Origin of the sequence: Rathayibacter sp. AY1A7, assembly GCF_002930845.1 — a bacterium.
GTDB lineage: Bacteria > Actinomycetota > Actinomycetes > Actinomycetales > Microbacteriaceae > Rathayibacter.
The window spans coordinates 35,834-48,973 of record NZ_PSTL01000013.1; the positions used below are offsets into that span (position 1 = coordinate 35,834).

A 13,140-nucleotide genomic window follows, 5' to 3' on the forward strand; every position below is an offset into this window, starting at 1 on the left:
GACGGGCCCTCGACTCCGGTCGGGGGCCCGTCGTCGTGTGCGGGGCGAGCCGATGGTCGACCGCCGGGAGCCGCGGCGGGGAGGCGCTCCCCGAGGAGCGGCAGCAGCCCCCGTAGCTGCGAGAACGCCGCCTCCCGATCGGGAGACGGCGTCGGAACGCGATGAGGTGCTGTCGCGGAGCGGCGGGGCTCAGTGCTGCGCGGGGACCTGACGGTAGCCGTCGCGGCTGGCGACGAGCACCGTCGACACCGTGCCCCATGCGGCGAGGCCACAGAGGACGACGAGGATTGCGATGCTCATGAGTGTTCTGCCTTTCGTTGCGGCGGCTTCTGATCGATCCGCCGGGATGCTGTGTACAACGTCCAGTGTCCGGCCCCGTGTTCCGTAGGACAATCGAACTGTTCTTGCCCTGACGTGTAGTTTCTCTACATGGACGTGCGACGGCTGGAACTGCTCCGCGAGCTCTCGATGCGCCGCTCGATCACGGCCGTGGCGGAGGCGACGCACCGCACGCCCTCCGCGGTCTCGCAGCAGCTCAAGGTGCTCGAGCGCGAGGCCGGCGTGCCGCTGATCGAGCGCTCCGGCCGCGGTGTGGTGCTCACGGCGGCGGGACGCGAGCTCGCCCGGAGCGCCACCGAGATCGCGATCGCGCTCGAGCGGGCCGACGCCGTCTGGCAGACGTTCAAGAACAACCCGATCGGCGAGGTCACCATCGCGACCTTCCCCACCGCGGGCCAGATGCTCCTCCCGAACGCGCTGGTCGCGCTCCGGAGCGTCGAGGGGCTCGTCGTGCAGTGCGAGGACGCGGACCCCGGCACCGACGAGTTCGCCGACCTGACCGCCGACTTCGACATCGTGCTCGCCCACTCGCCCACCGGCAGAAGCGCCTGGGCCGGCCGCGGCCTCGCGATGGCGGAGCTGATGGTCGAGCCCCTCGACATCGGCCTGCCGGTCGGGCACCGCCTGGCGGACCGGGCGACGGTCTCGGCGGCGGACCTGGTCGGCGAGACCTGGATCGGCGTCCCGGACGGGTTCCCGTTCGAGCGCGTGATGCAGGACATCGAGACCGCGTCCGGCGAGGCGGTGCGGGTGGAGCAGCGCTTCGCGTCGACCCGCGTGACCGAGGCGTTCGTCGCGGCGGGCCTGGGCATCGCGGTGCTCCCGCGCTACACGGCGGGCGGCGCGGGAGTGGTGGTGAAGCCGCTCCGCGGGGTGAACTCCGTGCGGCACATCGTCGCGCTGATGCGGCCGGACCGGGCGGAGCGGCTCTCGGTCCGCACCGTCGTCCGCGAGCTGCGCGCGCAGGCGGGCCGGCTCGTGCACGCGCTCTGAGCGATCACGGTGCCGTGCCCTCGCCCGCGCGGGGGAGAATGGAGGCATGAGCGATCCCGCCCGCCCCGAGGTCACCCGCGAAGAGGTCGACGTCCGCCGCTCCCCGCGCGTCTGGCGCATCCTGACCCTCGGCGTCGGGCTCGGAGCGATCGCGGCCTTCGTGCTGACCTTCGCGCTGCCCGAGACTCAGGGCTTCTCCCGCGGGCAGGTCTTCGGCTTCAGCCTGCTGCTCTTCGTGACGCTGTTCGGCGCTCTCGCGGGGCTCGTCGTGGTGCTGCTCGACCGGGTCGTCGGCCGGAAGGTCGTCCGGACCACCGCCGAGCGGATCGTCGAGCGCGAGGACGCGGCCGAGGAGCCCGTGGCCGAGGAGGCCCTGCCCGACGCGCGCACGACGTCCGACGAGGACGACCCGCAGACGGGGTCCGACCGGGTCTAGCCGGCGGAGGCGGGCCGCCCTGCGGCCGCGGCACTCCGCCCTGCGCTGAAGGTCCCGCCCGCGGCTCGCGCTCGCGGACGGGACCGCGGCGTCAGCGTCCCCGGCGCGACGAGGAGCGGCGGCTGCTGCTCGCGCTGGACGTCGGGCGCTTGGCGGCGGCGCGCTTGGCCTTCTGCGACTTCGAGATCTTCTTGGCCACGAAGGTGAGCAGGAACGGCAGGATTCGGTAGATCACGGGGGACTCCTCGGGTGCATGCGCGCGGGGCCGCGCACCCTCCGATCATGGAGCGGCGCACGGATCCGCGGCACCCGTTGCGCCGCGCCCGGCGCTGTGCAGAGCTCAGCTCAGCTGCGTGCGCTCCACCCAGTCGAGGTACTCCGGGGTGACGGTGCCCGTGACGTACTCGCCGGTGAAGCAGCTGGTCTCGAGGTCGGTGACGTCCGAGCCCTCGAGGATCGCCGCCTTCATGTCGGCGACCTCCTGATAGATCAGCTGGTCGGAGCCGATCGCCTCCGAGATCTCGGGGATGCGGCGGTTGTGGGCCACGAGCTCCTGGCGCGAGGGCATGTTGATCCCGTACACGTGCGGGTAGCGCACGGGAGGCGCGGCGGATGCGAAAGTGACCGTGTTCGCACCGGCCGCGCGGGCCATGTCGACGATCTCCTTGGAGGTGGTGCCGCGGACGATCGAGTCGTCGACGATCAGGACGTTCTTGCCCTTGAACTCGCTCGACATCGCGTTGAGCTTCTGCCGCACCGACTTCTTGCGGACCGCCTGCCCGGGCATGATGAACGTCCGGCCGACGTAGCGGTTCTTGTAGAAGCCCTCGCGGTACTCGATCCCGAGCTTCTGCGCGACCTGCATCGCGGCGGGGCGGGAGGAGTCGGGGATCGGCATGACGACGTCGATCGCTCCGCCCGGGGTGTACTGCGCGATGGTGTCGGCGAGGCGGTCGCCCAGGCGCAGGCGCGCCTCGTAGACCGAGATGCCCGACATCACGGAGTCGGGGCGGGCGAGGTAGACGTACTCGAACGAGCACGGGATGAGTCGCGGATCCTTCGCGCACTGGCGGCTGGCCATCCGGCCGTCGGGGGTGATGAAGACCGCCTCGCCGGGAGCGACGTCGCGGACGATCTCGAAGCCCTGCGCCTCGAGCACGAGCGACTCGGAGGCGACGACCCAGTCGTCCGGCGCCCCGGTGTTGCTGCGGCGGCCGACGATGAGCGGGCGGATCCCGAAGGGGTCGCGGAACGCCAGCAGCCCGACGCCGGCGATCAGCGCGATGGTGGCGTAGGAGCCCTCGACGCGCTCGTGCACGCGGGCGACGGCGTCGAACACCTCGTCGGCGTCGAGGTCGCGGCCCGACATCGAGGCCTGCAGCTCGTTCGCCAGCACGTTGACCAGCAGCTCCGTGTCGGAGGTGGTGTTGAGGTGGCGGCGGTCGATGCGGAAGAGCTCCTCGGTGAGCTCGCGCGTGTTCGTGAGGTTGCCGTTGTGGACGAGGATGATGCCGTACGGCGCGTTCACGTAGAACGGCTGGGCCTCCTCCTCGCGCTCGGCGTTGCCCTTCGTCGCGTAGCGCACGTGGCCGAGGCCCATGGATCCGAGCAGCGAGCGCATGTCGCGGGTGCGGAACGCCTCGCGGACCTGTCCCGCGGCCTTCTTGATGTGCAGGGTGCTGCCGTCGGCGGTCGCGATGCCGGTCGAGTCCTGGCCGCGGTGCTGCAGGAGGGAGAGGCTGTCGTAGATGGACTGGTTGACCGGTCCGGAGGACACGATCCCAACGATTCCGCACATGCCGGAGGGGCTCCCAAGGGGATAGCAGGGGGGTTTGACGGTCCATCCTGGCACGCGGGGGACTCATCCCCTAATGGTTCGCCGTGGGCGGATCCGTGGTCGCGGGGGTACTCAGGGCGGCGTCGACCGGCGGATCGGCCGGGCCGTCGTCGCCATCCGACCGGAGCGCGCGCGACCAGGCGACCTCGCGGCCGAGCTGCCCCGACTCGGTGAACAGCCGCACCTGATGGGTGCCGGCCAGGGCGGCCGCGAGCTCGTCGCGATCGGCGGGCTCGAATCCGAGCGACCGCCAGAAGGGGCCGGATCTGCGGGAGAAGAGCCAGGCGCGTCGGGCACCGCTCCGAGCGGCGTCGGCGAGAGCGTGGCGGGCGAGGCGGCTCCCCGCGCCGGACGCTCGGCGGTCCGAGGCCACCGCCACGCTGCGGATCAGAGCGTGGCGTCCGTCGGTACTCGGCTCCCAGCCGGTGCTGCCGACGACGCGACCGCTCCGGTCGCGCTCGAGCCAGAGGCGCACGGAGGGGGAGTCGATCCCGGCGAGCGTGAGGTCGGCGGCCGCGAGGAAGGCGCGCGCCGCGTCGACGTCCGCCGGTCCCGCACGTTGCAGCTCCACCCGTCCGATGCTGCCGCAGAGGGGCCCTCAGAGGAGTGCGCGGCTGCGGAGAGGCGGAGATCCCGGGCCGGGATCCGGATCCGCGCCGCGGCGGGGGAGGGCAGTCGGTAGGGTCGTCGCGTGAGTGATGAGACGAGCAGCTACGCCCGCGCAGGAGTCGACACGGCGGCAGGGGACCTCGCCGTCGAGCTGATGAAGTCGGCGGTGTCGGCGACGCACGACAGCCGGGTCCTCGGCGGGGTCGGCGGCTTCGCGGGCCTCTACGACGTCTCCTTCCTCCGCGACTTCCGCGCCCCCCTCCTCGCGACCTCGACCGACGGCGTCGGCACCAAGGTCGCGCTCGCCCAGGCGATCGACAAGCACGACACCATCGGGCAGGACCTCGTCGGCATGGTCGTCGACGACATCGTCGTGGTCGGCGCCCGCCCCTTCTTCATGACCGACTACATCGCGTGCGGCAAGGTCGTCCCGGCCCGCATCGCCGACATCGTCGCCGGCATCGCGCGCGCCTGCTCCGAGACGGGCACCGCGCTCGTCGGCGGCGAGACGGCCGAGCACCCGGGCCTGCTCGGACCCGACGACTACGACGTGGCGGGCGCGGCGGTCGGCGCGATCGAGGCCGACCAGGTGCGCGGCGCCGACCGCGTGCGCGACGGCGACGTCGTGGTGGCGATGGCCTCCTCCGGACTGCACTCGAACGGCTACTCGCTCGTGCGCCACATCCTCGCCGAGCGCGGCATCGGCTTCACCGACCGCTCCGAGGAGCTGGGCGGCGTGGTCGGCGAGGTGCTGCTGGAGCCGACCCGCCTCTACACCCGGCCCCTCCTCGACCTGCTCGACGACGCCGAGCTCGGCCCGGCCGTCCACTCCATCAGCCACGTCACCGGCGGCGGGATCGCGGCGAACCTCGCACGGGTGCTGCCGCGCGGCTCCTGGGTCGAGGTCGAGCGGGCGAGCTGGAGCCCGTCCGACGTGTTCCGCGCGCTCGCCGGGATGTCCGGCGCGACGCTCGAGAGCACCGAGGGCACCTGGAACCTCGGCATCGGCATGTTCGCGGTGGTCGCGGCGGAGGCGGCCGACGGCGTGATCGCGCGCCTCGAGCGCTCGGGCGTCCGGTCGTGGGTCGCTGGCCGCGTCTCGACGGCCGCGCGCGGGTTCGAGGGCTTCGAGCAGGGCGCGAAGGGCGTCGACGGCGGAGCGGTCCGCCTGGTCGGGTCCTACGCGGGCTGATCCCCGGAGGCGCCGCGGATCAGCGCGGTACGGCGTGCGCGCGCTCCCAGGAGTGCTCGTGCCGGGTCAGCAGCCACGAGCCCGCCGCGCAGAGGGCGCAGGCGGCCGCGGTGGCGAGCAGGGCGGCCGCCCAGGTCGGGGCGTCGCGGCTGACGAGCAGGTTCGCGGAGGCGACCAGCACGCCGAGGCCGGCGCCCGCGCTGGTGCCGAGCACGAACGGGCCGTCGCGGCGGCTCGCGACGCGCACCGCGACCATGCCGGCGACCGCTCCCGCGCCTCCGACGACTCCGATGCCCGCGCCGGAGGCCGCTCCCATGAGCAGGCCGAAGCTCACCAGTCCGGGCGGTCCGTCGGCGGCGAGGACGCCGGGCAGGTAGAGGACCAGGGCGACGGCGGCGCCGACCGCGCCGCCCACCAGGATCGCGCCGACCAGCAGGGCGGCGGTGACGTAGCCGACCCGCGCGACAGGCCGCGCGGATCCTCCGGGTTCGAACATTCGCGGCTCCATCGACGCGGCCCGCGGGGCAGCGGGCGGTCCTCGGACAGTACGCCCGAACGCCCCTCGGCGGAACCGCCGTCGGGGATCGGCGGGACTAGCGCCGGAGGGTCTCGCTCGGGAGCTCGCCGAACCGCGTCGCGTAGTGCTGGGCGAAGCGGCCGCCGCTGATGAACCCCCAGCGTGCGGCGACGTCGCCGACCACCAGCGAGCCGATCGATCCGGCCGAGAGCTCCTCGTGCGCGCGCTCGAGGCGGACGTCGCGCAGGTAGTGCCGCGGGGTCTCGCCGAAGGCGCGCTGGAACGCCAGCTGCACGCCGCGGACCGTGAGCCCGGCCGCGTCGGCGATGTCGGCCACTCCGAGGGGCAGATCGGCGTTGGCCTGCACGAACTCCACGGCCCGTCGGAGGCGCCGAGCGCTGACCGAGGGCGGCACGGCCGGCAGCGGGGCGATGCGGTGGGCGAAGGTCTGCAGGGCGGCGAGCGCGGCGATGCGGGCGACGCCGTCGCGCTGCAGCACGGTGGGCGTGTGCGGGGAGGCGAGGGTGTCGCGCAGGAGCCGGATCGCGGCCCACCAGGCGGTCGTGTCGCGCGCCACGGGGGCGAACCGCAGCGGGCCGGGCTCGGTGCCGTGCAGCTCGGCGGCGATCGCCTCGAGGTGGGCGGCCTCGAAGTGCACGAGCGCGTCGCGGTACTCGAGGGCCTCGAAGCCGAAGGGCCGGCCGCTCGGGAACATGGCCGGGCGTCCGACGACGAGGCGGTGCTCGTCGCGCCCCAGGTCGAGGGAGGCGCGCCCCGCGGTCAGCCAGAGGGCGACGTAGACGTCGCTCGGGGCCACCGTGCCGCGCACCCGGCCGAGGAAGGAGGCGGAGTGGAGGCTCACGGGCCCGGGCCCGGTCGTCGTGTAGCGGAACGCGAACGGCACGACCGAGCGCTCGGCCCGGAAGCCGGAGCCGTTGTACGAGCCGGCGTAGAAGTCGCGCGCCTCGTCGAGGTCGTTCCCGCGACGCTCCGACTGCCACACGGGCAGCCGTGCGGGCGGGGAAGTGCTCATCCGGTCAGTGTCCCAGGGGGCACCGACATTCTGCACTCAGTGGCGGAAAGCGGGAGAACGTGCTCAGCCGAGCGACCTGCACTCCAGGTCGGGTTCCTCACCCACCGGATCCCCGTCCGCACGCGAAACGGGGCCGCCCCGAGGGAGCGGCCCCGATTCACGGGAGGAGTCACGCACGCTTCTGGTGCGGCTCCTCGACGAGGTCCGTGTCGTCGCCGTCGTCCTCGGCGTCGATCCACTTCGAGTAGTCCGGCTCGTCCGGGTGGCTGAGCTCGCGCTCGAGCGCGCTGTAATCGACCGCCGGGCTGAACGACTTCAGCTCACGGGCGATCTTGGTGTTCTTCGCCTTCTGACGGCCGCGCCCCATGGGTGACCCCCTCACGATGACAGGCCAGACGGGCAGTGAGCCGGCTGGGGAAAAGAGCAGACAGGGAAAGTTGAAATCTACGCGGTAGTTTAGCAGACGGGGGACACGCCACCCCGGGCCTCGATCTGCCGGACGGCCGCCCATCCTCGACCGCGTCAGGAGCACCGTGGACAGCGTCGCCCCACCGCGTCCCGTCGTGGTGATCGGCGCGGGCCAGGCGGGTCTGTCCGTGGCCTACTACCTGCGCCGTCTCGGCCTCGTCCCCGGGCGCGACCTGATCGTCCTCGACCGCGGTCCGGAGCCCGGCGGGGCCTGGCAGTTCCGCTGGGAGGCCCTGCGGCTCGGCTCCGCGCACCGCGTGCACGATCTCCCGGGCATGGAGCGGATGGGGTTCTCGTTCCGCACGGCCGATCACCGGCGACCGGCACGGGACGTGGTCCGCGAGTACTACGGGCGCTACGAGGAGGAGCTCGGTCTCGAGATCCGCCGTCCGGAGTCGGTGCGGCGCGTCACGAGTGCGACGCCGCACGACACGGGGTCGCCGCTCGTCGTCGAGTCCGACCGCGCGGTCGAGCGCGCGAGTCTGCTCGTCAACGCGACCGGCACCTGGGGATCGCCCTTCGTCCCGCACTACCCCGGGCGCGACCGCTTCCGCGGCGTGCAGATCGACCCGACCGAGTACGTCCGCGCCGAGGACTTCGCCGGGAAGCAGGTGCTCGTGGTCGGCGGCGGCACCTCGGCGATCGGCTTCCTGCTGGAGCTCGAGCGGGTGGCGCGCTCGCTGATGTGGGCGACGCGGCGACCGGTGGTCTACCACGACGGCGAGCAGCTGGCGATGGAGTCGGCGGTGGAGGCGGTGGCCGAGCAGGACCGCGCCGCCCGCGCCGGGCTGCCCCTCCCGAGCATCGTCGGCGGCACGGGCGTGCAGCGCACCCGCCGGGTGGTCGCCGGGGTCGAGCGCGGGCTCCTGCACGAGCGGGGGATGTTCTCGTCGATCGAGGAGGAGGGCGTGCGCTGGACGGACGGCTCCTTCACGCGCGCCGACGCGATCATCTGGGCGACGGGCTTCCGGCCGGAGCTGCGCCACCTCGCTCCGCTCGGGCTGCGCGAGCGCGAGGGCGGCATCGCGGTCGCCGACGGAGCCTCGCTGACGGATCCGCGCGTCTTCTTCGCCGGCTACGGCCCGACGGCCTCGACCATCGGGGCGAACCGCTCGGGCCGGCGCATCGCGCGCGCGGTCGTGGCGCGCCTGCCCTGAGCGCGCCTGCCCTGAGCCGGCCTGATCTGAGCCGGTCCGCCCTGAGCGGCGCGGCGCCTCAGATCCTGCCGTCCCAGTCCACCGGCACCACGGAGCCGCGGTAGCGGATCCCGTCCACGCGGATCGGCCCGGCGAGCGCGGGCGAGAGCGGCGCGACGACCGGGGTGTCGCCTCGGGGAGCGAGCCCCAGCGCCGCCGACAGCACGGCGACGGAGGCGGCCGCCGACCAGGCCTGCGGTCGGCAGGCCGCCGGGTACGGCACCGGCGCGTGCACCTCGGCGGCGGGGTCGCCCGAGTGCAGCTCGGGCATCCGGTAGCCGAAGCCCTCGGCCGCGGCGATCAGTCCGCGCGAGAGGGTCGTCGCCTCCGCCCCGAAGCCCTCCCGGGCGAGCCCGGTGACGGCGATCGCGGTGTCGTGGGCCCAGACGGAGCCGCCGTGGTACGACAGCGGCCAGTAGCCGCCCGAGCCGGTGTCCAGGGTTCGCAGGCCGAAGCCCGAGTCGAGCCCGGGGGAGACCAGCAGCTCGGCGACCCGAGCGGCGTGCTCGGGGGAGAGGATGCCGGTGCCGAGGAGGTGGCCGAGGTTGCTGGTGATCGTGTCGACCGGGCGCCCGGCCGCGTCGAGCGCGATCGCCGGGTAGCCGCCGTCGGCGTCGTCGATCCAGAACGCCTCCGCGAAGCGCGCCTTCAGCGTCGACGCCGCCTCGCGCCACTCCGAGCCGTCACGGCCGAGGTGCTCGAGCAGCGTCGCTCCGCCGACCATGGCCTCGTGGGCGTAGGCCTGCACCTCGCAGAGCGCGATCGGACCCTCCGCGAGCGTGCCGTCGCGCCACTGGATCGAGTCGCCCGAGTCCTTCCAGCCCTGGTTGGCGAGGCCGTGCCCCGTGGTGTCGACGTACTCGAGGAACCCGTCGCCGTCGGAGTCGCCGTCGTCGCGGAGCCAGCGCACCGCCGCCTCCAGAGCGGGCAGCAGCTGGGCACCGGCAACCAGTACCCGCTGCAGCTCGCGGCCGCGGTGCTGATGTCGATCCCGGTGGCCGTGCTGTTCTTCGTCTTCCAGCGGCGGATCATGAACACGACCGGGGGCGCGGAGAAGGGCTGACGCGGGGGCTCCGGCTCCTGCTGAGCGAGCATCACGCGTGGGTGACCGGTTCCTGCTGATCGAGCAGCGCACAGGGCGCGTATCGAGATCCGTGTCCGTGCGACGGGTCTCGATACGCCCCTGCGGGGCTGCTCGACCAGCATGCGGGAGTGCCGCCCCTACTTCGCGAGGAACTCCAGGACGACGCGGTTCCACTCCTCCGGGTGGCTCACGGTCACTCCGTGCGGGGCGCCGTGGACGACGTGCAGCTCGGAGCCGGGGATCGCCGCGTGGGTGCGGGCGCCGGAGCCCTCGAACGGAACCGTGCCGTCGCCGTCGCCGTGGATGACGAGCGCGGGCACCGACACGTTGGGCAGGTCCTCGCGGAAGTCGGTGGTCGCGAACGCCGTCATGCAGGCGAGGGCGGCGTGCTTGGCCGACTGCTTCGCCAGAGCGATCGCCTCCTGGCGCTGCTCCTCCGTCACCTTCAGCACGCCGTCGACCGAGAAGAAGTCGGTGGTGAACTGGTCGTAGAAGTCGTCCTCGCTCTTCGTGAGGCCCGCGGTCATCTGCGCGGCCTGCGCCTTCTCGAGCGGGCCGTCCGGGTTGTCGTCCGTCTTCATCAGGTACGGCGGGACGGCCGAGGCGAAGACGACGCTGTGCAGGCGATCGGCGCCGTACTTCGTGAAGTAGCGGGCGACCTCGCCGCCGCCCATCGAGAAGCCGACCAGGGTGACGTCCTGCAGGTCGAGCTCGGTGAGGAGGGTGTGCAGGTCCTCGGTGAGCGTGTCGTAGCTGTAGCCGGTGAGCGGCTTGTCGCTGCGCCCGAAGCCGCGGCGGTCGTAGGTGACGACGCGGTAGCCGGCCTCGGCGAACGCGGGGACCTGCTCCTTCCACGACTCGCCCGAGAGGGGCCAGCCGTGGATGAGGACCACGGGGCGGCCCGATCCGCCGGTGTCGTCGACGTGCAGGTCCGTGTCCTTGAAGAGTCCGTGGTGGGCGGTGATCTCGGCCATGGCGAGTGCTCCTTCCGGCGCCGACGATCGGCGTCACTCGATGTTCGAGGACGTCCCTGCGAGCGGATGGCCGGGGCGGGGAGGGTTGACAGCTCCCGTCAGTCCGCAACGACGGCCGCGGCGAGCCCCTGCAGCGCCGCGTGCAGCCCGGGGCTCATGGGCAGCCCGGCGTCGAGCACCGCGTTCGCGGCGGCGACCAGCACCGGTGCCGCGGGGGAGGAGACCACGGTGAGGCCGGCGGGCGGATCCGCGTCGCCCGAGGGCCGCACGACCAGGACGAGCCGGGAGCTGGGAGCGCTCGTGCTGATCGTCGCTCCCGATCGGGCGGGCAGCACCGCGAGGGTGCCGCGGCCGACGAACTCGCGTTCCTCCCGGCTGGCGACGGTGAACGCGCCCTCGAGCGGGAGCAGGAGCACCACCGACCCCGGGTCGGCGCGGGGGCTCGGGCGGAAGTCGATCGTGCCGGCCGTGTGCCAGATCCGCCGGAGGAGCACGCCCTCGGCGGCCGCCTCCTGACCGGTGACGGCGAAAGCGGGGTCGGGCCCGGCCTCGGCGTGGCGGGCCCGCAGCCAGTGCCGGGCGGAGTCGCCGCGGAGGGGCATCGGGCGGATCAGCGGATCGGACACGGCGGCTCCCGAGGAACGCGGACCTGAATCGGCCGAGACAGTGAGGAACCATCATCCTAGGAGCGGCGGGAGGCGTGGTCTCCGGAGTGGCGCGTCCTCACATGCCGATGCCGCCCCGGCCGCGCTGAGCGCGACGCCGGAGCGGCATCCGAAGGGTGGTGCGGACTACTGGAAGCCGCCGCCACGGTCCTCCGGGTCCTCGATCGGGTCGGAGTCGGGCGTGTCGATCGAGTAGGTCACGTGGACCGCCTCGCCGACCTCCTTCGCGGAGACGGCGTTGTAGACGAGGTGCGTCTCCTGGCCGTCGACGGCGGCGTAGACGTCGACCTCCTTCTCGTAGCCCCCCTCGGTGCTGACGCGGTTCTCGGTCTGGCCGTCGAACGGCCCGCCCTGGAAGAAGGCGAGGTAGCTCTCGCCCTCGGCGAGTGCGCGGATGTCGTTGCTCATGCCCCCAGGTCTACCACTCGGCGCCTCCCCGCCGCTCGGCCTTGCGCTCGGCGGGCGGAGGAGGGCCGGGAGCGGCGGCGGCCGTGCCGCGAGGTGGCACTGCTCGACGGGATCTCTCCGCACGCGCCGTCAGGGCACGAGCCGCTGCGTGATCGAGGCGGTCGGCCCGCTCAGCGCGATCTCTGCGAGCGCGCCGTTGACCAGGGGCATCTGCGGCGGCTGGTGCCCGGTGTCGACGTCGAGGATCACCGGCACGCCGAGGTCGCCGAGCGCCCGCCGCACCGCGTCCTCCTGGCTCAGCTCGGGCAGCCAGGCGCCCTCGGTCCGGCCGATCAGGACGCCGGCCGTCTGCTCGAACCAGCCCGCGAGCCGGAGCGAGGTGAGCATCCGGAGCACCGAGACGGAGTCGGACCCGGCCGCCTCCAGGTAGACGACGGTGCCCTCCGGCGCGTGCCGGCGAGCGAAGCCCGGCACGTCGCCGTAGGGCGTGCCCGCGAGCAGGGACACCGTCTCGAGGCATCCGCCGATCAAGCGGCCGGACATCGCCGCGTCCGCGGACCCGTCGAGCGAGCGCCAGCGGGTCGGCTCCTCGTAGGCCCGATCGCGGTCGAGCGGCTCGTCCGCGCACGCACCCCACGGACGGCTCCGGCGTCGCGGCGCGGCGTGCTGCGTGAACGCGGCTCCGGGCTCGAGGCCGGCGACCTCCGTCCAGCGGTGGAACCCGACCGGCAGCTCCCACGGCTCGTCCATCAGATTGGCGCCGTGGATCGTCGCGAGCCCGGTCGTCGTCGTCAGGGGCAGGAGCAGCGTCGAGACGTCCGACCAGCCGACGAACCAGGGCCGGGCCTCCGCGAGGGCGTGCCAGTCGAGCCTCTCCAGCAGCTCGACGGCGAGCTCGCCGCCCCATGGAGGAAGGACCGCGTCCCCGCTCCGGAAGGCGTCGTGCAGGTCGGCCGCCCGATCCGCGGCGGACGCCGGAGCGAGTCCGCCGAGGAGGGCGTGCGGCCGGACCCGGACGTCGTATCCCGCCGAGCCGAGTCGGCGCGCGGCGTCCTGCAGCCGGTCGTGCAGGTGCGCGGGGACTCCCATCGAGGGCGCGGGCACCTCCACCCGGCCTCCGACGCGGAGGGGCGCGGGGTACGTGATGCTCGCCATCCGACGACGCTAACGCCCCTCGCGGCGACCGGCTTCGGATGCCCGGTCCGGCGAGTACCTCCGCGCCCTTCCTGCCCCGACTCGCCAGCCGAGCGCGATCGCGAGAGGGGTCGGCGCGAGTGCCGCGCCGCCCACCCACCCACTCGTGCGCAGCGCCGGCCGCCGGGAAGAAGGATGGCCAGGAGGCGCACCGGAACGAGACGTCGCGGTCTCGCACAGGCTTCTCGGCTCCGC

14 protein-coding genes and 2 pseudogenes are annotated in these 13,140 nt (G+C 73.5%); 5 read left to right on the forward strand and 11 right to left on the reverse strand.

Features of this window, described 5'->3' with window-relative positions; all coding sequences use genetic code 11:
* The first annotated feature begins 429 nt into the window (after positions 1-429).
* On the forward strand, positions 430-1,332 hold the full coding sequence (locus C5B95_RS11240) for a LysR family transcriptional regulator (RefSeq protein WP_104257884.1): 903 nt from the start codon (positions 430-432) through the stop codon (positions 1,330-1,332).
* A gap of 46 nt (positions 1,333-1,378) precedes the next feature.
* A complete protein-coding gene (locus C5B95_RS11245; RefSeq protein ID WP_104250788.1) occupies positions 1,379-1,768 on the forward strand; it encodes a hypothetical protein in 390 nt (129 codons plus the stop codon).
* Between the two features lie 91 nt (positions 1,769-1,859).
* Here C5B95_RS11245 and C5B95_RS17515 read toward each other — a convergent pair whose 3' ends face one another.
* From C5B95_RS17515 to C5B95_RS11255, 3 genes are all read right to left on the reverse strand, one after another.
* On the reverse strand, positions 1,860-2,003 hold the full coding sequence (locus C5B95_RS17515) for a hypothetical protein (RefSeq protein WP_181028791.1): 144 nt from the start codon (positions 2,001-2,003) through the stop codon (positions 1,860-1,862).
* 105 nt (positions 2,004-2,108) lie between these two features.
* Entirely contained in the window at positions 2,109-3,566 is a 1,458-nt protein-coding gene (purF, locus tag C5B95_RS11250) for an amidophosphoribosyltransferase (RefSeq protein WP_104349188.1), read from the reverse strand.
* A 70-nt stretch (positions 3,567-3,636) separates the two neighbouring features.
* Positions 3,637-4,176, reverse strand: coding sequence for a GNAT family N-acetyltransferase (locus C5B95_RS11255; protein ID WP_104349189.1), 540 nt, complete (start codon positions 4,174-4,176; stop codon positions 3,637-3,639).
* A 120-nt stretch (positions 4,177-4,296) separates the two neighbouring features.
* On the opposite strand from C5B95_RS11255, the gene purM reads away from it, so the two are divergent.
* Positions 4,297-5,406, forward strand: coding sequence for a phosphoribosylformylglycinamidine cyclo-ligase (purM, locus tag C5B95_RS11260; RefSeq protein ID WP_104349190.1), 1,110 nt, complete (start codon positions 4,297-4,299; stop codon positions 5,404-5,406).
* 19 nt (positions 5,407-5,425) lie between these two features.
* Here the strand turns inward: purM and C5B95_RS11265 are convergent, their stop codons facing one another.
* From C5B95_RS11265 to C5B95_RS11275, 3 genes are all read right to left on the reverse strand, one after another.
* The gene (locus C5B95_RS11265; RefSeq protein ID WP_104349191.1) at positions 5,426-5,902 is read right to left on the reverse strand and encodes a hypothetical protein; all 477 of its coding nucleotides are present in this window, start codon (positions 5,900-5,902) and stop codon (positions 5,426-5,428) included.
* A gap of 97 nt (positions 5,903-5,999) precedes the next feature.
* Complete coding sequence (locus C5B95_RS11270; RefSeq protein ID WP_104328995.1) at positions 6,000-6,956, reverse strand: AraC family transcriptional regulator; 957 nt, start codon at positions 6,954-6,956, stop codon at positions 6,000-6,002.
* 169 nt (positions 6,957-7,125) lie between these two features.
* Positions 7,126-7,323, reverse strand: a complete 198-nt coding sequence (locus C5B95_RS11275; RefSeq protein ID WP_097167615.1) for a DUF3073 domain-containing protein — start codon at positions 7,321-7,323, stop codon at positions 7,126-7,128.
* A 166-nt stretch (positions 7,324-7,489) separates the two neighbouring features.
* Between C5B95_RS11275 and C5B95_RS11280 the strand changes: the two genes are divergently transcribed.
* Positions 7,490-8,581 carry an FAD-dependent oxidoreductase gene (locus C5B95_RS11280; protein WP_104349192.1) on the forward strand — a complete coding sequence of 364 codons (1,092 nt, stop codon included), beginning with the start codon at positions 7,490-7,492 and terminating at the stop codon, positions 8,579-8,581.
* A 58-nt stretch (positions 8,582-8,639) separates the two neighbouring features.
* Here the strand turns inward: C5B95_RS11280 and C5B95_RS11285 are convergent.
* A pseudogene (locus C5B95_RS11285) lies at positions 8,640-9,554 on the reverse strand (amylo-alpha-1,6-glucosidase); the annotation flags it as partial.
* Between C5B95_RS11285 and C5B95_RS17920 the strand changes: the two are divergent.
* Positions 9,537-9,683, forward strand: a pseudogene (locus C5B95_RS17920) (carbohydrate ABC transporter permease); the annotation flags it as partial. The pseudogenes C5B95_RS11285 and C5B95_RS17920 sit on opposite strands and share 18 nt — an antisense overlap.
* A gap of 158 nt (positions 9,684-9,841) precedes the next feature.
* Here the strand turns inward: C5B95_RS17920 and C5B95_RS11295 are convergent.
* The 4 genes from C5B95_RS11295 to C5B95_RS11310 all read right to left on the reverse strand — a co-directional run bounded on the left by C5B95_RS11295 (position 9,842) and on the right by C5B95_RS11310 (position 12,906).
* Positions 9,842-10,678, reverse strand: coding sequence for an alpha/beta fold hydrolase (locus tag C5B95_RS11295; protein ID WP_104223760.1), 837 nt, complete (start codon positions 10,676-10,678; stop codon positions 9,842-9,844).
* Between the two features lie 98 nt (positions 10,679-10,776).
* A complete protein-coding gene (locus C5B95_RS11300; RefSeq protein WP_104349193.1) occupies positions 10,777-11,304 on the reverse strand; it encodes a hypothetical protein in 528 nt (175 codons plus the stop codon).
* A 165-nt stretch (positions 11,305-11,469) separates the two neighbouring features.
* Positions 11,470-11,751, reverse strand: a complete 282-nt coding sequence (locus C5B95_RS11305) for an oligoribonuclease (protein WP_104223758.1) — start codon at positions 11,749-11,751, stop codon at positions 11,470-11,472.
* 129 nt (positions 11,752-11,880) lie between these two features.
* Complete coding sequence (locus tag C5B95_RS11310) at positions 11,881-12,906, reverse strand: LD-carboxypeptidase (RefSeq protein ID WP_104349194.1); 1,026 nt, start codon at positions 12,904-12,906, stop codon at positions 11,881-11,883.
* Between the last annotated feature and the right edge of the window lie 234 nt (positions 12,907-13,140).

Coding starts and splice junctions, on each gene's coding strand:
- C5B95_RS11310 (WP_104349194.1), bottom strand. CDS start 12,906: ATGGCGAGCATCACGTACCCCGCGCCCCTCCGCGTCGGAGGCCGGGTG.
- C5B95_RS11275 (WP_097167615.1), bottom strand. CDS start 7,323: ATGGGGCGCGGCCGTCAGAAGGCGAAGAACACCAAGATCGCCCGTGAG.
- C5B95_RS11295 (WP_104223760.1), bottom strand. CDS start 10,678: ATGGCCGAGATCACCGCCCACCACGGACTCTTCAAGGACACGGACCTG.
- C5B95_RS11305 (WP_104223758.1), bottom strand. CDS start 11,751: ATGAGCAACGACATCCGCGCACTCGCCGAGGGCGAGAGCTACCTCGCC.
- C5B95_RS11270 (WP_104328995.1), bottom strand. CDS start 6,956: ATGAGCACTTCCCCGCCCGCACGGCTGCCCGTGTGGCAGTCGGAGCGT.
- purF (WP_104349188.1), bottom strand. CDS start 3,566: ATGTGCGGAATCGTTGGGATCGTGTCCTCCGGACCGGTCAACCAGTCC.
- C5B95_RS11245 (WP_104250788.1), top strand. CDS start 1,379: ATGAGCGATCCCGCCCGCCCCGAGGTCACCCGCGAAGAGGTCGACGTC.
- C5B95_RS11240 (WP_104257884.1), top strand. CDS start 430: ATGGACGTGCGACGGCTGGAACTGCTCCGCGAGCTCTCGATGCGCCGC.
- C5B95_RS11265 (WP_104349191.1), bottom strand. CDS start 5,902: ATGTTCGAACCCGGAGGATCCGCGCGGCCTGTCGCGCGGGTCGGCTAC.